Here is a 17168-nt window from a genome sequence, read left to right on the forward strand (position 1 = left end):
CACCGGAATGAATGATGAAAGCTACACCTCCGCGCATTTGATGCGTTGGCTCTGGCGGGACTACCTGAAGAAGCACACCGGGCTGATGGTGATCGCGGTGATCTTCATGGTCATCGAAGGCTCAACCTTGGGTGTGCTGGCCAAGCTGATGGAACCGATGTTCGACCGCGTCTTTGTCGGCGGCGACCAAGGTGCGCTGGTTTGGGTGGGGCTGGTGCTGGTGGCGATCTTTGCGCTGCGCGCGCTGGCCACGGTGGTGCAGAAGGTGTTGCTGACCCGCGTGGCGCAGCGCACGGCGGCGGATCTGCGCATCGACCTGTTGGACCGGATGATGCGCCAAGACGGGGCATTTCACCAAAACCACCCGCCCGGTTTTCTGGTGCAGCGTGTGCAATCAGATGTGAACGCGGTGGGCAATGTCTGGCGCGCGGTGATTACAGGCGCGGGGCGCGACCTTGTGGGTCTGGTGATCCTTATGGGCGTCGCCATCGCAATTGATCCAATTTGGGCGCTGCTGGCGATGATCGGCGTGCCGCTGATGGTGCTTCCGGCCGCCATTGCGCAGCGTTTCGTCCGCGCCCGTTCGCGCGAGGCGCGCGATATAGGGGCCAGCCTGTCGACACGTTTGGATGAAGTCTTTCACGGCATCGTGCAGATCAAGCTGAACGCGCTAGAGGCGTATCAGGCCCGCCAATACCGCGAGTTAACGCGGGTTTTCATCCGCACCGAAGTTCGCGCCGCCTTTGGCAATTCCGCGATCCCGGCGATGATCGACATCATGTCCGGCATCGGTTTCATGGCCGTGATCGTCTACGGCGGGTCCGAGATCATCGCGGGCAACAAGACCATCGGTGAATTTATGACCTTCTTCACCGCGCTTGGGTTCATGTTCTCCCCCCTGCGCCGCCTTGGTGCAATTAGCGGCTTGTGGCAAATGGCCGCCGCCGCGTTGGAGCGGATTAAGGAGCTGCTCGACGCGCCCTTGCACCTCCGCAGCCCTGCCAAACCAGTGGCCGCACCGGATGGCCCGCCCGATATCGCGCTGCGCGACGTGTCGCTGTCCTATGGCGATTCCAAAGTGCTCAATGCGTTGAACCTTTCGGCCAAGGCTGGTGAGACGACCGCGCTTGTCGGTGCGTCTGGCGCGGGGAAATCGACAATCTTTAACCTGCTGACCCGGCTGGTTGACCCACAAAACGGCACGGTTCAGATCGGCGGTGTTGAGACCACGGCCCTCGCGTTGCCCGACCTGCGCGGCATGTTTTCGGTCGTGACCCAAGAGGCGCTGCTGTTTGATGAAACCCTGCGCGAGAATATCGTGCTGGGCCGCGATGACGTGACGGATGAGGAACTCGATCGCGTGTTGAAGGCAGCCCATGTCGCCGACTTCCTGCCACAGCTTGAACAAGGGCTCGACACCCGTGTTGGCCCGCGCGGCTCTGCCCTGTCTGGCGGCCAGCGGCAGCGTGTTGTGATCGCCCGCGCCTTGTTACGCGACACGCCGATCTTGCTGCTGGATGAAGCCACCAGCGCGCTGGACGCGCAATCGGAGCAGGTCGTCCAAGACGCGCTTGACCGGCTGGCCAAGGGGCGCACCACCATCGTCATCGCGCATCGGCTCTCGACCATCCGCAGCGCGGATAAGATCGTGGTGATGGACCGCGGCCAAGTCACCGATGAAGGCACCCACGACGAATTGATGGAGCGCGGCGGCATCTATGCCGACCTTTACCGCCTGCAATTCCGCGACGGAAAGACGGTGTCGGATGCCCGCGGCTTGGGCGCTTTGACAGCAAAGCAGCGCCGCGAGAGGCTGCGCCAGCCCAATCTAATACAGCGCCTCGGGGCGCTGTTCTTTAACTAAAAGGTAGGGGGCGCGCGAGAAATCTCGCGCCCCATTTGCGATCAAGAGCGGCGATAGCTCTGCGCAAGGTCTTCGGGGTTTGCGCCCATCGCATAGCGTGCCAGCGTCCAAAGGTTACGCCCGCCCCGACGCAACCACCCTTGGCGGCGGTATTTATCGGCGCTGGTCGTGGCCTGCCCATCCAAACGCTGCAACCGCCCCCGCAAGGCACGGGCCAGTGCGACATCCTCCATCAACGGCTGATCCGGATAGCCGCCCACGTCGTCATAAAGCGCGCGAGACAACAGCAACCCTTGATCGCCGTAAGGCAGGCCAAAGCCGCTGCGCAGGTTCGCCCAGACCGCCACCAATCGCGGCGCCAGCCCTCGCTGATCAAATTGCAAGCGGAACCACCCCGCAGCCCCCGCCCCGCGTGCCATGTGATCCTGCACCGCATCGGTCCAGCCCGGCGCCAGCACCGTGTCGGCGTGCAGTACCAGCAACCAATCGCCCCGCGCCGCCGCACATCCACGGCTCAGTTGTCCGCCCCGCGACGGCGTGCCTGAAACCACCTCGCCCCCCCAGCCTTCGGCCAATGCCTGCGTGCCGTCCGTCGATCCCCCATCGCTGACGATCACCTCGCGGATCAGCCCGGCCTGCAACCCTTCGACAAGGGCGGCAAGGCAGGCGGGCAGCGAGGTGGCTGCATTCAAGCTGGGAATAACGATAGAGATCGGCGCGCGCATGGTTGCCCCTTTTGGATGGGTTTGTCAGGTTATATGTCATGGCCAGCAATCAAAGGACAACCGCATGACCACGCGCCGCATTCTGCGCCTCTCCGGCCCCGACACCCGCGATTTCCTGCAAGGCATCGTGACCAATGACGTTGGCAAACTCGACCAAGGCCCGGTCTATGCCGCCCTGCTGACGCCGCAGGGCAAATATATGGCCGATTTCTTTCTTATTGCTGATGGCGATAGCGTTCTGCTTGATGTGGACGAAAGCCTTGGCGACATGCTCACCCAACGGCTGTCGATGTATAAGCTGCGCGCCAAGGTGACGATTGAGCCGACCGAGCTGCACCTCCATCGTGGCTCCGGCCCCGCACCCGAAGATGCCGTGGCCGACCCGCGTCACTCGGAAATGGGCTGGCGCGCCTATCGCGACACGCCGCAGACCGAGGACACGACCGATTGGAACGCCCTGCGCGTGGCGCACCTGATCCCCGAAACTGGTGTGGAACTGACGCCTGATACGTTTATCCTCGAAGCCGGGCTTGATCGGATCAACGGGCTCGACTTCCGCAAGGGCTGCTATGTTGGCCAAGAGGTCACGGCGCGGATGAAACACAAGACCGAATTGCGCAAGGGGCTGACACGGGTTGAGGTCAGTGGCAGCGCCGCACCGGGCACGGCGATCACGGCAGAGGGCAAACCGGCGGGCACGCTTTTCACCCAAGCGGGCGGTCAAGCGCTGGCGCATCTGCGCTTTGACCGCGCCAAAGGGCCGATGCAGGCCGATGACGCGCAGGTCACTTGGCCCGGCCCTGTCGCCTGAGCGCCCCACAACAAGAAAAAGCCCCGGCAAAACCGGGGCTGATCTAGCTCACGTTGGATGACGTTGCGTCAAGCGCGTTCTACATATTCCATGGTTTCGGTGTTCACCACGATCGCTTCGTCCTGCCCCACGAAGGGCGGAACAGAAATCTTTACACCGTTTTCCAGAATGGCCGGCTTGAAGGAATTCGCCGCTGTCTGGCCTTTGACGACCGGCTCTGTCTCGGCAATATTGCAGACCACTTTTTGCGGCAGACGGGCGTTCAGCGCTTCGGCTTCATGGTACTCGACCACGATCATCATGCCGTCTTGCAGGAAGGGGCGCGTGTCACCCAAAAGCTCGGCATCCAGCTGCACCTGCTCATAGGTTTCGGTGTCCATTACCACCAGCATACCGTCGTCTTCATACAGAAATTGCTGGTCTTTTTGCTCCAGCCGCACGCGCTCGACCTTATCGGCAGAGCGGAAGCGTTCGTTCAATTTGGAGCCGTTGCGCAGGTTGCGCATCTCGACTTGGGCAAAGGCACCGCCCTTGCCGGGCTTCACGTGATCGACCTTAACAGCCGCCCAAAGGCCACCGTTATGTTCAAGGACGTTTCCGGGGCGGATCTCGTTTCCGTTAATCTTGGGCATGTGACAAAACCACGACATAAGGTTGATGATAAGATGTCTGGCTCTATATCGGGAGGGATGGTCCCCTGCAAGCGGGCGATATCCGGGCGTCGCTGTGACAACTAGATATGCGCAAGCTGCATGGGTGGTATGCTAAATAGAGGTATCCGAATCAAAGGATATCCGTCATAAGGAGCGTCACGCCCGAATGACAAGAGCAAGAATAATCGAAAGGACGACGAGATGAAAGATTTCGTTGATGGCACCGCTTTCAACAACGAGCAAGGCAACCGCGCACGCAAGCTCTTTGCTGCTGTGGTGCTTGCTGCTTTGGATGACGCAATTGCCGACGACAAGAAATATGGCAACGGCCCAGAACAGATCGCCCGCTGGGCCCGTTCGCGCGATGGCCGCGAAGTGCTGAGCTGCGCCGGGATCGACCCCAACGAGCGGGTCGTCGAAGGTCTGATGGAATTTGTGGGCAAAGGCGTGCGGACTTCCGTCGCCCTGTCGCGCGAAGAGTCCGAGCGTCGCAATGCCGCGCTTCAGGCCGAAGCCGCCTGAGAATATCCGCCAAGCGGAGCAATTGACGCAGCCTTCGGGCTGCGTTTTTTTGTGTCTGCTGTTGGGGAGTCTGTCAGTCTGCTCCGAAAAAGAAGATCCAGTTGCGCAGGGCCAGCCCCTCGGCCAGCAGCAGCGCCAACGTCAGGCAAGAGAGCACCCAACCGGGCCTGCGCCACCACAGCGTAATGGCGGCAAGGGTGCTGACCAGCGCCTCAATCGGTGCGACCCAGGCCGCGCCGTGACGCACATCCCAATAACTGACCGGGCTTTCGAATATCCACCCCGTCAGCGGCCAGAAATGCGCCCGCCCGTCATCGTGGTGCAGCGGCAGGTCGAATAGTAGATGCAGCAGCGCCGCCCCCGTCAGCGCCACGGCCCAGCCCGCCTGCTGCCAGACCGCCAGCGCCAACAGTGCCCCCCAGACGATGAATGAATTATCTATCGAAAAGACCGTCTGCCAGAGGTCCGAGTAGTAAAGCTCCCCAAAGACCATATGCCCCGGCAGCCCTTGGACATAGAGCGCAAAACCCGCCATCAGGTAGAGCGACAAGTCCGGCAGCAGCGCCCCGACAAGCGCCGCCCAGATCAACGGCTTGCCCCCCTCGCGCCCCATCACGGCAGCGCCCAAAAGCAAATGTGCAGGCGTGTTCATCGCGGCTCTTTCCCCTTGGATCATTTTGCGCCAGTTTGCGCGAAACAGGGGCAGAATGACATGACCAAAGCCATCATGATACAGGGCACCGGCAGTAATGTCGGCAAGTCGATGATCGTTGCCGGATTAATCCGCGCCTGCACACGGCGCGGGCTGCGCGTGCGCCCCTTCAAACCGCAGAACATGTCCAACAACGCCGCCGTCACCGAGGACGGAGGCGAGATTGGCCGCGCCCAGGCCTTGCAGGCCCGTGCCGCTGGCGTGGCCCCGCATACGGACATGAACCCGGTGCTGCTGAAACCTCAAAGTGCGACCGGCGCGCAAGTCGTGGTGCAGGGCAAGATCGCGGGCCAGCAAGAGGCGCGGGAGTTTGGACGCAACAAAGCCAGCCTGATGCCCGCCGTGCTACAGTCCTTTCACCGCTTGGCCGAAAGCTGCGACCTAATCGTGATCGAAGGCGCGGGTTCCCCGGCAGAGACCAACCTGCGGGCGGGCGATATCGCCAATATGGGTTTCGCCCGCGCCGCCGGGGTGACCGTGGTGCTGATGGGCGACATCGACCGTGGCGGGGTGATCGCGCAGATCGTCGGGACGCAGGCGGTGCTAGATGCCGAAGACAACGCGCTGATCCGCGGCTTTGCCGTCAATAAATTCCGCGGCGACCGCAGCCTCTTTGATGCAGGTCGCGACGACATCGCCGCGCGCACCGGCTGGCCGAGCCTTGGCGTGATCCCTTGGTGCGACGCCGCCCACCGCCTGCCCGCCGAAGATGTGATGGATCTGCCCGCCCGCGCCCGCTCGGGCGGATCGGGCTGCGTCATCGCCGTGCCACGCCTGCCGCGGATCGCCAATTTCGATGACCTCGACCCATTGGCCGCCGAGCCGGGGGTCGACCTGCGAATGATCATGCCCGGCAGCCCCCTGCCCGCCGAGGCCGATCTGGTGCTGATGGTCGGCAGCAAATCGACAATCTCCGACCTCGAAGCCTTCCGCGCCGAGGGCTGGGACATCGACCTTGCCGCGCATATCCGACGGGGCGGTCATGTGCTGGGGCTTTGTGGTGGCTATCAGATGCTGGGCAAGACGATCACCGATCCGCAGGGCATCGAAGGCCCGGCGGCGCAGGTCGCGGGGCTGGGGCATCTGGACGTTGAAACCACGATGGCCCCGCTGAAACATCTGTCCGAGAAAAGCGGCCAGCACCCCGCCAGCGGCACCGCGCTTACGGGTTATGAAATTCACATCGGCGAGACCACCGGCCCCGATTGCGCCCGCGCGTGGCTCAGTTTCGACGCCACGCCCGAGGGCGCGGCCTCCCCCTCGGGCCGGGTGCAGGGCTGCTATATGCATGGGATTTTCAGCTCAGACGCCTTTCGCCGCGCCTACCTCGGCGGTTTTGGCGTGACCTCATCGCTGGACTTTGAGAGCGGCGTGGATGATGCGCTCGACGCGCTGGCCGATCATGTCGAGACATATATGGATGTCGACCTGTTCCTCTCCCTCGCGGCAGAGGTCTAGGCTGGAGAGCGCGGCCCTCCAGCCCGAGGCTTAAAACTCGACGACCGCGCGGATTGATTCACCTTTGTGCATCAATTCAAAACCTTCGTTGATCTGATCGAGCGTCAGCTTATGGGTAATCATAGGGTCGATCTCGATCTTGCCGTTCATGTACCAATCAACGATCTTGGGCACATCCGTCCGCCCCTTGGCCCCGCCAAAGGCGGTGCCGCGCCAAACACGCCCGGTCACCAGTTGGAAAGGCCGCGTCGAGATCTCGGCCCCCGCAGGTGCCACGCCGATGATGATGCTTTCGCCCCAGCCCTTGTGGGCACATTCCAACGCGTCGCGCATGACCTTAGTGTTGCCGGTCGCGTCAAAGGAATAATCCGCGCCGCCTTTGGTCACCTCGACCAGATGCGCCACCAGATCGCCCTCGACGTTCTTGGGGTTCACGAAATCGGTCATCCCGAAATAGCGCCCGACCTCTTCTTTGTCGTCGTTAAGATCAACACCGACGATCTGATCCGCGCCCGCCATCCGCAGGCCTTGGATCACGTTCAACCCGATACCGCCTAGCCCAAAGACCACGCAGCGGGCGCCCAGTTCGACCTTAGCGGTGTTGATTACCGCGCCGATGCCTGTCGTGACACCACAGCCAATGTAGCAAATCTTATCAAACGGCGCGTCTTTGCGGACCTTGGCCAGCGCGATTTCCGGCACCACGGTGTGATTGGCGAAGGTCGAGCAGCCCATATAGTGGTGGATCGGCGTGCCATCGAGCATCGAAAACCGCGTTGTGCCATCGGGCAGCAAGCCTTGGCCTTGGGTCACGCGAATTTTTTGACAGAGGTTGGTTTTGCCGCTGAGGCAATACTCACACTCCCGGCATTCTGGCGTGTAGAGCGGGATGACGTGGTCGCCCGGCTCCAGCGTGGTCACGCCTTCGCCCACTTCCAACACCACGCCCGCGCCTTCATGGCCAAGGATCGCGGGGAAGATGCCTTCGGGATCGTCGCCCGAGCGGGTGAATTCATCGGTATGGCAAAGGCCGGTCGCCTTGACCTCGACCAAGACCTCGCCACGTTTCGGTCCTTCGAGGTTCACCTCCATGATTTCAAGCGGTTTGCCAGCTTCGACAGCGACGGCGGCACGGGTTCTCATCATGGGTCTCTCCTTCGAGGTTAATCACCTGAGTCTATATGGAGCATGGCCGTATCAAAAGTCCATTTCAGAAAGCGGCGCAGCTCACGATGCGCCGCGCGATGAGTGGCTATGCGCGATATGCTGATCGAATGGCGCCTTAACCCGTGATCGGCGCATGAGCTTTGATTTGCCGCAAGATAACGTTTGTCGTGGCAGAATTCACCGCCGGGTGCAGAAACAAAAAGCTTTCGAGAAAGGCGTTATAGGCCTCAATATCGCGGCAGAGAACGCGCAGATGATAGTCCGCCTGACCGGTGGTGGCGAAACACTCCGTCACCTCCTTACGGCTTTGGATCGCGCTGATAAAACTGGCCAATGCCGAGGCATCATGCCGGGTCAGATGCACATGCACCATCGCTTCAAACCCCAGCCCCATCGCCTTGGGGTCAACGATGGCGGCATAGCGTTTGATGACGCCCGCCTGCTCCAACGCCCTGACGCGCCGCCAGCAAGCAGAGGCGGAAATATTCAGCTTTTCAGCCAGTTGCGCATTCGGCATACGCGAATCCTGCTGGAGCAAGGTCACAAGCTGACGATCTGTGTTGTCCATCTGGCTCATCGAATAAATCTTTCACAGATAAATGCTATCTCGGTGAATTTATTCGCGGAGACGCCGGATTACCAGAAAGTATGGTACGAAAATCCGCATCTATCGCGCTATACTGTCTGTCTGAGGAGCACCCAGTGACTGAACAACCGCGCGAATTTACCACTTATAAACTCGACGACCGCTATGATCTGACCGAAGGCCGTGTCTTTCTGACCGGGACGCAGGCTTTGGTGCGGATCATGCTGGATCAAGCCCGCCGCGATCGCGATGCAGGGCTCAAAACAGCGGGGTTCGTCTCGGGATATCGCGGCTCACCATTAGGCGGGCTCGACCTTGAATATTGGCGCATTAAGAACCGTGTGGCCGAAGCGGGGGTGAAGTTCCTTCCCGCCGTCAACGAAGATTTGGGCGCCACCGCCGTGCTTGGCGCGCAGCAAGCGCATCTTGACCCCCATGCGCAGGTCGAGGGCGTCTTTTCCATGTGGTACGGCAAAGGCCCGGGTGTAGACCGCTCTGGCGATGCGCTGAAACATGGCAACGCCTATGGCTCGGCACCCAAAGGCGGCGTGCTGGTGGTCGCGGGCGATGATCATGGCTGTGTGTCGTCCTCGATGCCGCATCAGTCCGACGTGGCCTTCATGTCGTGGTTCATGCCAACACTAAACCCGGCGTCAGTGGCCGAATATCAGGCCTTTGGCGAATACGGCATCGCGCTGTCGCGATTTTCGGGCACTTGGGTCGGGTTCAAAGCGATCTCGGAAACCGTTGAAAGCGGCGCTTCGGTCGATCTGACCCCGGACAGGGTGTTTAACCAGCCCGACTACACTGCCCCCGCGGGCGGACTGCATGTGCGTTTAGGTGACCTCCCCTCAGCCGAGATTGAAACGCGCATCCACCACAAACTCGAGGCCGTTCAAGCCTTCCTCCGCGCCAACCCGATTGATCGGCACATCTATGACACGCCGGATGCCAATTTCGGCATCGTCACCACCGGCAAAGGTCACCTCGACACGATGGAAGCGCTGCGGCTTTTAGGGCTGGATGAGGTCAAATGCCGCGCACTTGGCATCGACATCTATAAAATCGGCATGGTCTGGCCGCTGGCGCTGGATGATGCGCTCGACTTTGTGAAGGGCAAGCGCGAAGTGCTTGTGATCGAAGAGAAACGCGGGATTATCGAAAGCCAGTTCAAAGAGGCATTTTACGATTGGCCCGGCTCAAAACCCGCGCGAATGGTCGGCAAGCATGATGAAAATCTCAGAGAACTGGTGCCTTGGACGGGCGAGCTGTCGCCGCTAAAACTGGTGCCGATTATCGCCGCTAGGCTCAATTCCTTCTTCCCAGACGAGAACCTCGTGGAAAAGGCCCGCGCACTGACCGATCAGCCGCCCGTCTTGCTCAACGTGCCGGGAGCCACCCGCACACCTTACTTCTGCTCAGGCTGTCCGCATAACTCCTCGACCAAGCTGCCCGAAGGGTCGAAAGCCAACTCCGGCATCGGCTGCCACGTGATGGCGTCTTGGATGGACCGCGACACGGCGGGCTTTGCGCAGATGGGCGGCGAAGGGGTGCCGTGGATCGCGACCTCGATGTTCAACGGGGGCAAACATGTGTTCCAGAACTTGGGCGAAGGAACGTGGTACCATTCTGGCTCTCTGGCGATCCGCCAAGCGGTCGCGGCCAAGACCAATATCACCTATAAAATCCTCTATAACGACGCTGTGGCGATGACGGGCGGGCAACCGGTTGATGGACCGGTTTCGGTCGCATCCATCGCACAGGCCTGCCGGGCGGAAGGCGTCGCGCGCATCGCGCTGGTGTCTGACCGACCCGAGTTGTTGTCCAAATCAGATTTCCCTGCCGAGACCAGCTTTGACCACCGCCGCGATCTGGACCACGTGCAGCGCGAGTTGCGCGAAATTCCGGGCGTCACTGTCCTCATTTACGAACAAACCTGCGCCACCGAAAAACGCCGCAAACGCAAGCGCGGACAGATGGACGATCCAAAGAAATTCGTGATGATCAACGATCTGGTCTGTGAAGGGTGCGGTGATTGCTCGTTGGAATCCAACTGCTTGAGCGTCGAACCAAAAAAGACCGAGTTCGGCACGAAACGGCAGATCAACCAGTCAACTTGCAACAAAGATTACTCCTGCCTGAACGGTTTCTGCCCGTCCTTCGTGACGGTTGAAGGTGGCAGTCGACGCAAACGATCAGGTGCGGGGCTGGACGTGGCCGGGCTGGCCGCGCAATTGCCGATGCCCGCGCTGCCGAAACTCGACCAGCCCTTTAATCTGCTGGTGACCGGTGTTGGCGGCACTGGCGTTGTCACCGTGGGCGCGCTCATCACCATGGCCGCACATCTCGAGGGGCTGGGTTCCAGCGTGCTGGATTTCACCGGCTTTGCGCAAAAGTTCGGCACGGTTCTGGGCTATGTCCGCCTCGCTCAGCGGCCCGAAGACGTGCATCAGGTGCGCATCGACCAAGCTGGCGCAGATGCGGTGATCGGCTGCGATATGGTCGTAAGCTCGGCCCCCAAAGCCTCGGCCCACTATCGCCGGGGCACGCGAATTGTGTTGAACCGTGCCGAAATGCCCACCGGTGATCTGGTGCTCAACCGCGATGCCGATTTACGCATCGATGATCGCGAAGCGGTCATCGCGCAGGCCGTGGGCACCGACAACCTTAGCGCCTTTGACGCCAACCGCATGGCCGAGGTGTTGATGGGCGATGCGGTCTTTGCCAATGTGATGATGCTGGGGTTTGCGTGGCAAAAAGGACTGGTGCCCGTCTCACTCACCGCTCTTGAGCAAGCCATTGAGTTGAACGGCGTCGTGCCTGACAAAAACCGCGCGGCCTTTGGTTTTGGCCGCGTCATGGCGGGCAACCCTCAGGCGATTGAGGCGCATTTTGCCCCAGCCTCCAAGCCCGATGAAACGGTAGAGACCCTGATCGCCCGTCGGATGGAATTCTTGACCGGCTACCAAAACGCCACCTATGCCCAGCGCTACAAAGCACAGCTCGATGCACTGGCATCCAAACTGCCCGAAGGCTCTGACGAGTTGATGCGCGCAGCGGCTAAATCGCTATTCAAACTCATGGCCTATAAAGACGAATACGAGGTCGCCCGTTTGCACCGTCAAAGCGGCTTTGAAGAGCGGATCGCGGACAGTTTTGAGGGCGATTACAAAGTGCATTACCACCTCGCCCCGCCCGCATGGCCCACTGGTAAGGATGGCCGTGGCCGCCCCAACAAGCGTAAGTTCGGCCCTTGGATGGGCCGCACCTTTGACCTCCTGGCGGCAATGAAGCCACTGCGCGGCACATGGGCTGACCCCTTCGCCTATGGCGCTGACCGCAAGCTCGAAGTGGCGCTGATCGGCTGGTTCGAAGACGTCATGGCAAAGGCCCCCGCCCTACCCCATGACGCGGCGCTTGAGGTGCTCAGCGCGCCGATGGAAATCCGCGGCTACGGCCCGGTGAAAGAGGCCGCCGCTGAGAAGGTGCAGGCCGAGGTTGCAGCCCGCCTAGCCTAAGAGCGTCGTCGCAAAATCACCACGCAGCCCGGCTTCGAGCAATTCGAGGTCGGGCGAGCATTCCGAATACTGCGCCACCATACCCGGCGGAATGACAAAGGCGTCACCCGCGCGCAGCTTGTGGCTCTCCTGTCCTTCGGCGTTCAGCACCATGCTGCCTTCCATAACAAAGGTGAAATGAATGTCGGCGTCATGTTTACTGGGAGGCGGCGCGCCTTTGTCAAACCGCGCGACTTGAATGCCTGCGACGCCTTTCGTCCCGGCGGTAATGCCCGTATCGCGTGAGACGAAGCCAGGGATGCGAAAAGGCTGCCACTCGGCTTGGTCCTTCATGTGATGCACAAAAGTCTGTCCGTCCCACTCGCGGGCCGGATCACCCTTACCGTTCGGCAGGGTCATCTCATGGTCGATGGTCGTCACATGCTCAGCTGGCACGCCGATCTCGATCACCTCAATCGAAGGTGAGGCTTCGACCACCCGGTGCCGGATGCCGGGCGGTTGCGTCACGCAGTCCCCCGCATACAGGCGGATCACATCACCCTGATCTTCGTAGAGCACATCAACCCAGCCGCGGTAACAAAAGATCAACTGGAACCCAACCGTATGATAATGAACCATATCCGCCACCGGGCCACCGTCGGGGATGCGAATATGGCTGGCGATGATCGACCCACCCAAACGCGACGGAATCAAATCGCGGTAGTGCATCCCCGCCCGGCCAATCACCCAAGGTGCCTCATCCGCGAGCCGCCTGACGGCGAATTCATGCCGAGTTTCCGGCTGCTCAACCTGCGGGGAGCGTGGCACAATCTCAACCGTTGTGCCATTGGGCGCGGTCAACCTGCGCTGGCCTTGGGCAAAGCTTTCGGGATCGTCGGTCAGAATACGCAAATGGCCCGGCGCGACGGTTGCGCCTCGCTCAATCCTCACCCGAACCCCATGGCCTGAGAAGCTGGCCACCGACGGATCATCTGCGGGAAAGATGCTTTCAAGCCGCATCCCCAGCACCTTCGTAAAGAAGGGCAGATCGTCCCTAAGCTCCTGCGTAGACAATAGAAATTCAGCTGATATATCGTCAGGCATATGCGTCACATCTTCCATTCCTACAGTTCTGCCAGCAGTTGAGCGCGTCGCGCCGCAAGCGTCAACTCATAGCGATTAGCCACCCGCGTTAAAGTTCCCAAGAAATATTGCGGCCTTTCGCGACTCGAACTTTCCAACCGGGTCGAGACCACGAAAACGGCACTTTATCGCCCCGTTTCTGCACCTCAGACCGCAGATTTTTGCCCGGTATTTTGCACAAAGAACGCCAAATTGGCTCGCGCATTACGGGAAAGTGGGGCTTTGAACCGATCTCTTGGTGGGAATTCAATGGTTTCGCAGCATGACAAAATATGGTTTGTAATTCGGTGCACGGCACAAGCTATTGGTGCACCAGCGTCACAATTTCGCCGGGTTTATGGGACTAAATGTAAAGAGAATGTGAAGACACCCGGACTGCCCGTCTGCCCCACGAAAGAGGTGCCAAAAATGAGAATCCTTGCCGTTGACGATGACCCTTTCATCCGCGAGCTCTTGCCCGTCGTTTTCCGCGAGGCTGACTATCCGTATTTGACTTTGGCTGACTCCGGCGCTGCCGCTTTGGACCTGCTGAATTCCACAAAAGAGCATTTTGATTGTCTGCTCTTGGATATCGAGATGCCCGAAATGGACGGCATCACCCTATGCCGCCGTGTACGTTCTATGGAAGCTTATCAAGACACACCGATTTTGATGGTCACCTCGCGCGCCGATGCAACCTCGATCGAGCGTGCCTTCGCCGCCGGGGCCAATGACTATGTGACCAAGCCGTTTGATGTGAAAGACATCGCCACCCGCGTACATATCGCGGAACGGATGCTTGAAAACACCCAACGCGCCCCGCGCCTTGACCCCCACCATCTGCAAGAGGGCGGCGAGCCCGGTGCACATGGTTTCGCGCTGGCCGATCCGGTGCATATCAATGGTGTTGAGCAATTGGTACTGCCCTTCTCACTGGGTAACTACCTGTCGCAACTCTCGCGGCAACACCTCGATATCTGCCAGGTTTTCGCAGCCAAGATCGAACAGATCGATGAGCTTTACGCCACCTGCAACAGCCGTGAATTTGCCCGCGCCATCGCCTCTGCCGCCACAGCAATTGCCCGCGTGGTCGATTGCCCGCAACTTCTGATGACCCACAATGGGTCCGGCACGCTGCTGTGCATCGTAACCGGTGACAGCCTGCCTGCATGGCCCGAAATCGAAGTGTTGATACAAGGGGAGTTGGACGGAATGGACCTGCGCCATGACGACAACACTCCCATGTCAGTGATGTTGTCGGTTGGTGGCCCGATCCAACCCAACGCCAGCCGCACCCAGCGGGTTAGAAAGACGTTCGACCGCGCCATTCGCCGTGTAGCGATGCGCCAAAAGGTCAAACTAGACACGCCGCCATCTGAGAAACCTTCTGTTTCCGCCGCGCATTAACTTACGCCGATATCGCAAATGAAAAACCCGCCGTTTTGGCGGGTTTTCTCATTCCAAACCGCGCTTAGTCGGTTCAGTTGATTGGGAACTGCACCAAACACCGCTCAGCAATGCGGCGATAATCTTCTAGCGTGTCGGGCACACTGCGGCGATCGCGCATCACCTCCATCGCCGCGCGCTTCTGGGCCCATGTCCCTTCAACGTGGCGGTCAAGAATGCGGACGGTGATACCCAGCATCACGTTTTTCTCACCTTCACCGATCATCTCAGCCGCCGACAACGCCACGGCGGTCAGCGCCAAAGTATTGGCACAGCGTAGCGCTGCGGCTTCACGCCCTTCATAGACGCGCTGCGCGGCCGTGGCAGCAGCGGGCAATGCCAACACTGCGACAAACGACAAAGCGGAAAGCGTGGCGGGGATCAGTGAGATTGAACGCGACACCTCAAAATACCTTGAAGGTCATCGTAGTGAGGGAGCGCTCAATCCCATCGATATCCAGCAGGTTATCATTGATATAAACGCCGACATCTTCGCCTTTCGGGATATAAAGCTTCATCAACAAGTCATATTCACCGGAGGTCGAATAAAGCTCGGAATGAATTTCGCGCAGGGCGATTTCCTCGGCCACGCGATATGTCGTGCCCGGTCGGCAGCGGATCTGGATGAATACGCAGGTGGTCATGTCTCGCCTCTTTCTGGGATTTGGCTCAAGCTGACATATGGGCCCTGCCCCCGCAATCCCCGATCGTGTTAACCGGCCGCAAAGGCAAGGCACCGCTTGGGCTTGGCGTGGCGGCCCGCCCTGTTATAAGGGCGCTGCAATTGCCTTTTCGGAGATGCCTCATGCGTCGCAGCACCCTAACCCGCACCACTGCCGAGACTGATATCACCGTCGAGATAAACCTCGATGGCACCGGCAGCTATGACAATGAAACCGGCGTGGGGTTCTTTGACCACATGCTTGACCAATTGTCGCGCCATTCGCTGATCGACATCAAGGTGCGTGCCAAGGGCGATCTGCACATTGACGATCACCACACGGTCGAAGATGTGGGCATCACATTGGGCCAAGCGGTGACCCAAGCGCTTGGCGACAAACGCGGCATCCGCCGCTATGGGTCTTGCCTGCTGGCGATGGATGACGCGCAAATCCGCTGCGCGCTGGACCTATCGGCGCGGCCGTTCCTGATCTGGAACGTAGATTTCCCAACCAGCAGCATCGGCACTTTCGATACCGAATTGGTCCGCGAGTTCTTCCAAGCGCTCAGCACCCATGGCGGTATTACTCTGCATGTCGATGCGCTGCATGGTTTCAACAGCCACCACATCGCCGAAGCGGCGTTTAAATCCGTCGCCCGCGCCCTGCGGGAAGCGGTTGAAACCGACCCGCGAAAGGCAGATGCCATCCCCTCCACCAAGGGCGCGTTGTGATCTGATGCTGACAGCAATCATCGACTACGAATCCGGCAACCTACACTCGGCCCATAAAGCGTTTGAGCGTATGGCCCGCGAGACCGGCACCGGTGAGGTCACTGTTACGGCTGACGCTGATGTTGTTGCCCGCGCCGACCGGCTGGTCCTGCCCGGCGATGGCGCTTTCCCCGCCTGTATGGCAGCCCTAAAAGGCGCAGGCGGCCTCTACGACGCCATGGTCGAAGCTGTCGAAGAGAAGGGCCGCCCCTTTCTCGGCATCTGTGTTGGTATGCAACTGATGGCAAGCATCGGCCGTGAATACAAAGACACCCCCGGCCTTGGCTGGATCGGTGGTGAGGTGACCGAGATCGTGCCTTCAGACCCCAAGCTGAAGGTTCCGCATATGGGCTGGAACGATCTGGTAATCGACCACCCCCACGAAGTTTTCGATGGGCTGGAAACCGGCGATCACACCTATTACGTCCATAGCTACCATATGGCGGTGACGGATCCGGCCGAACGTTTGGCCCACGTCGACTACGGTGGCAAGGTCACCGCGATCATTGGGCGCGATACGATGCTGGGCATGCAATTCCACCCGGAAAAAAGCCAAACCACCGGTTTGCGGCTGATCTCAAACTTTTTGAGCTGGAAACCTTAAGCGGGAACGCCCGCCGCATCGTCGGACGGTATTTAAGAAAGGATGAAGATGAGAAAGACTTCCTATTTTCATCCTTTTACAAATACCTCCGCGCAGCGCTCGCGCCACTCCTAACAGTAGAAAAGGCGCGGAATTTTCCCCCCGCCTTCCCGACTCCAGAGTTGCTGAGCGCCTGTTAATTGATGCGTGCCCATGTCTGCTTGGAACAGATCAGCCCGCCTGCAACACAGCCCGATAGCTTTAGCGAGTTGCCCGAGACGTCCATCTTGCCGATGTAGATCTTGCCATTCGACGGGCGCCAGACTTTACCCGCGTATTTACCGCCGCCTTCGGGCTTCATATCAATTACCAACGTTTTGCCGATATTGGGTGATTTATATTCGCCGCTGTTGTTAAAGGTCCGCGTGATGGTGCCGCAGACCGCCCCACCGCAGGGGGCCATTTTGACATGCGCATAGGCACCGTCATCGACCTGTGTCTGCCATGTGCCTACCGCCGGGTCCGCCGCTTGTGCTGCCCCCGCCATACCCAGGCCCAGAAGGGCCGCTGCAATAATCTGTTTCATGATC

At 59.9% G+C, this 17168-nt stretch carries 17 protein-coding genes; 8 read left to right on the top strand and 9 right to left on the bottom strand.

The features are described 5' to 3' along the window. Positions 1-7: 7 nt before the first annotated feature. Positions 8-1864, top strand: coding sequence for an ABC transporter ATP-binding protein (locus DSM110093_RS10810; RefSeq protein ID WP_243265056.1), 1857 nt, complete (start codon positions 8-10; stop codon positions 1862-1864). A gap of 41 nt (positions 1865-1905) precedes the next feature. Here DSM110093_RS10810 and DSM110093_RS10815 read toward each other — a convergent pair whose 3' ends face one another. Next, entirely contained in the window at positions 1906-2589 is a 684-nt protein-coding gene (locus DSM110093_RS10815; RefSeq protein WP_243265057.1) for a TIGR04283 family arsenosugar biosynthesis glycosyltransferase, read from the bottom strand. A 64-nt stretch (positions 2590-2653) separates the two neighbouring features. Here DSM110093_RS10815 and DSM110093_RS10820 point away from each other — a divergent pair, with 64 nt between their 5' ends. After that, positions 2654-3400, top strand: a complete 747-nt coding sequence (locus DSM110093_RS10820) for a folate-binding protein (RefSeq protein ID WP_243265059.1) — start codon at positions 2654-2656, stop codon at positions 3398-3400. 68 nt (positions 3401-3468) lie between these two features. Here DSM110093_RS10820 and efp read toward each other — a convergent pair whose 3' ends face one another. Next, positions 3469-4032 (bottom strand): elongation factor P, encoded by a 564-nt coding sequence (efp, locus tag DSM110093_RS10825; protein ID WP_093740442.1) that lies wholly within the window; start codon positions 4030-4032, stop codon positions 3469-3471. A 222-nt stretch (positions 4033-4254) separates the two neighbouring features. Between efp and DSM110093_RS10830 the strand changes: the two genes are divergently transcribed. Continuing rightward, positions 4255-4575, top strand: a complete 321-nt coding sequence (locus DSM110093_RS10830; RefSeq protein WP_007120494.1) for a DUF6280 family protein — start codon at positions 4255-4257, stop codon at positions 4573-4575. A 73-nt stretch (positions 4576-4648) separates the two neighbouring features. Here the strand turns inward: DSM110093_RS10830 and DSM110093_RS10835 are convergent, their stop codons facing one another. After that, positions 4649-5227, bottom strand: a complete 579-nt coding sequence (locus DSM110093_RS10835) for a cobalamin biosynthesis protein CobQ (protein ID WP_243265061.1) — start codon at positions 5225-5227, stop codon at positions 4649-4651. 60 nt (positions 5228-5287) lie between these two features. Between DSM110093_RS10835 and DSM110093_RS10840 the strand changes: the two genes are divergently transcribed. Then, positions 5288-6745: a cobyric acid synthase gene (locus DSM110093_RS10840; protein WP_243265062.1), complete on the top strand. Its 1458-nt coding sequence runs from the start codon at positions 5288-5290 to the stop codon at positions 6743-6745. Between the two features lie 30 nt (positions 6746-6775). Here the strand turns inward: DSM110093_RS10840 and DSM110093_RS10845 are convergent, their stop codons facing one another. After that, positions 6776-7888 carry an S-(hydroxymethyl)glutathione dehydrogenase/class III alcohol dehydrogenase gene (locus tag DSM110093_RS10845; RefSeq protein WP_243267715.1) on the bottom strand — a complete coding sequence of 371 codons (1113 nt, stop codon included), beginning with the start codon at positions 7886-7888 and terminating at the stop codon, positions 6776-6778. 139 nt (positions 7889-8027) lie between these two features. Beyond that, the gene (locus DSM110093_RS10850) at positions 8028-8489 is read right to left on the bottom strand and encodes an Lrp/AsnC family transcriptional regulator (RefSeq protein WP_093925697.1); all 462 of its coding nucleotides are present in this window, start codon (positions 8487-8489) and stop codon (positions 8028-8030) included. 125 nt (positions 8490-8614) lie between these two features. Here DSM110093_RS10850 and DSM110093_RS10855 point away from each other — a divergent pair, with 125 nt between their 5' ends. Beyond that, positions 8615-12016 (top strand): indolepyruvate ferredoxin oxidoreductase family protein, encoded by a 3402-nt coding sequence (locus tag DSM110093_RS10855; RefSeq protein ID WP_243265063.1) that lies wholly within the window; start codon positions 8615-8617, stop codon positions 12014-12016. On the opposite strand, the gene DSM110093_RS10860 is transcribed toward DSM110093_RS10855, so the two are convergent. Next, positions 12008-13117, bottom strand: coding sequence for a cupin domain-containing protein (locus tag DSM110093_RS10860; protein WP_243265064.1), 1110 nt, complete (start codon positions 13115-13117; stop codon positions 12008-12010). The genes DSM110093_RS10855 and DSM110093_RS10860 overlap by 9 nt on opposite strands. A 429-nt stretch (positions 13118-13546) precedes the next feature. On the opposite strand from DSM110093_RS10860, the gene DSM110093_RS10865 reads away from it, so the two are divergent. Continuing rightward, entirely contained in the window at positions 13547-14524 is a 978-nt protein-coding gene (locus DSM110093_RS10865; protein WP_243265066.1) for a response regulator, read from the top strand. A gap of 73 nt (positions 14525-14597) precedes the next feature. On the opposite strand, the gene DSM110093_RS10870 is transcribed toward DSM110093_RS10865, so the two are convergent. Both DSM110093_RS10870 and DSM110093_RS10875 read right to left on the bottom strand, forming a co-directional pair. Continuing rightward, positions 14598-14966, bottom strand: a complete 369-nt coding sequence (locus tag DSM110093_RS10870; RefSeq protein ID WP_243265067.1) for a hypothetical protein — start codon at positions 14964-14966, stop codon at positions 14598-14600. A 1-nt stretch (position 14967) separates the two neighbouring features. Then, positions 14968-15207 (bottom strand): Lrp/AsnC ligand binding domain-containing protein, encoded by a 240-nt coding sequence (locus DSM110093_RS10875; protein WP_093925692.1) that lies wholly within the window; start codon positions 15205-15207, stop codon positions 14968-14970. A 161-nt stretch (positions 15208-15368) separates the two neighbouring features. Between DSM110093_RS10875 and hisB the strand changes: the two genes are divergently transcribed. After that, complete coding sequence (hisB, locus tag DSM110093_RS10880; RefSeq protein WP_243265068.1) at positions 15369-15956, top strand: imidazoleglycerol-phosphate dehydratase HisB; 588 nt, start codon at positions 15369-15371, stop codon at positions 15954-15956. 4 nt (positions 15957-15960) lie between these two features. Continuing rightward, the gene (gene hisH, locus DSM110093_RS10885; protein WP_243265069.1) at positions 15961-16599 is read left to right on the top strand and encodes an imidazole glycerol phosphate synthase subunit HisH; all 639 of its coding nucleotides are present in this window, start codon (positions 15961-15963) and stop codon (positions 16597-16599) included. Positions 16600-16774: 175 nt separating this feature from the next. On the opposite strand, the gene DSM110093_RS10890 is transcribed toward hisH, so the two are convergent. Further along, positions 16775-17164 carry a DUF2147 domain-containing protein gene (locus DSM110093_RS10890; protein WP_243265070.1) on the bottom strand — a complete coding sequence of 130 codons (390 nt, stop codon included), beginning with the start codon at positions 17162-17164 and terminating at the stop codon, positions 16775-16777. Positions 17165-17168: the final 4 nt, after the last annotated feature.

This window comes from Sulfitobacter sp. DSM 110093 (assembly GCF_022788715.1).
In the GTDB taxonomy this organism is placed as follows: domain Bacteria; phylum Pseudomonadota; class Alphaproteobacteria; order Rhodobacterales; family Rhodobacteraceae; genus Sulfitobacter.

What these genes read in the sequence shown, in the direction of transcription:
- DSM110093_RS10810 (WP_243265056.1), top strand. Translation starts at nt 8, where the DNA reads ATGAATGATGAAAGCTACACCTCCGCGCATTTGATGCGTTGGCTCTGG.
- DSM110093_RS10815 (WP_243265057.1), bottom strand. Translation starts at nt 2,589, where the DNA reads ATGCGCGCGCCGATCTCTATCGTTATTCCCAGCTTGAATGCAGCCACC.
- DSM110093_RS10820 (WP_243265059.1), top strand. Translation starts at nt 2,654, where the DNA reads ATGACCACGCGCCGCATTCTGCGCCTCTCCGGCCCCGACACCCGCGAT.
- efp (WP_093740442.1), bottom strand. Translation starts at nt 4,032, where the DNA reads ATGCCCAAGATTAACGGAAACGAGATCCGCCCCGGAAACGTCCTTGAA.
- DSM110093_RS10830 (WP_007120494.1), top strand. Translation starts at nt 4,255, where the DNA reads ATGAAAGATTTCGTTGATGGCACCGCTTTCAACAACGAGCAAGGCAAC.
- DSM110093_RS10835 (WP_243265061.1), bottom strand. Translation starts at nt 5,227, where the DNA reads ATGAACACGCCTGCACATTTGCTTTTGGGCGCTGCCGTGATGGGGCGC.
- DSM110093_RS10840 (WP_243265062.1), top strand. Translation starts at nt 5,288, where the DNA reads ATGACCAAAGCCATCATGATACAGGGCACCGGCAGTAATGTCGGCAAG.
- DSM110093_RS10845 (WP_243267715.1), bottom strand. Translation starts at nt 7,888, where the DNA reads ATGAGAACCCGTGCCGCCGTCGCTGTCGAAGCTGGCAAACCGCTTGAA.
- DSM110093_RS10850 (WP_093925697.1), bottom strand. Translation starts at nt 8,489, where the DNA reads ATGAGCCAGATGGACAACACAGATCGTCAGCTTGTGACCTTGCTCCAG.
- DSM110093_RS10860 (WP_243265064.1), bottom strand. Translation starts at nt 13,117, where the DNA reads ATGGAAGATGTGACGCATATGCCTGACGATATATCAGCTGAATTTCTA.
- DSM110093_RS10865 (WP_243265066.1), top strand. Translation starts at nt 13,547, where the DNA reads ATGAGAATCCTTGCCGTTGACGATGACCCTTTCATCCGCGAGCTCTTG.
- DSM110093_RS10875 (WP_093925692.1), bottom strand. Translation starts at nt 15,207, where the DNA reads ATGACCACCTGCGTATTCATCCAGATCCGCTGCCGACCGGGCACGACA.
- hisB (WP_243265068.1), top strand. Translation starts at nt 15,369, where the DNA reads ATGCGTCGCAGCACCCTAACCCGCACCACTGCCGAGACTGATATCACC.
- hisH (WP_243265069.1), top strand. Translation starts at nt 15,961, where the DNA reads ATGCTGACAGCAATCATCGACTACGAATCCGGCAACCTACACTCGGCC.
- DSM110093_RS10890 (WP_243265070.1), bottom strand. Translation starts at nt 17,164, where the DNA reads ATGAAACAGATTATTGCAGCGGCCCTTCTGGGCCTGGGTATGGCGGGG.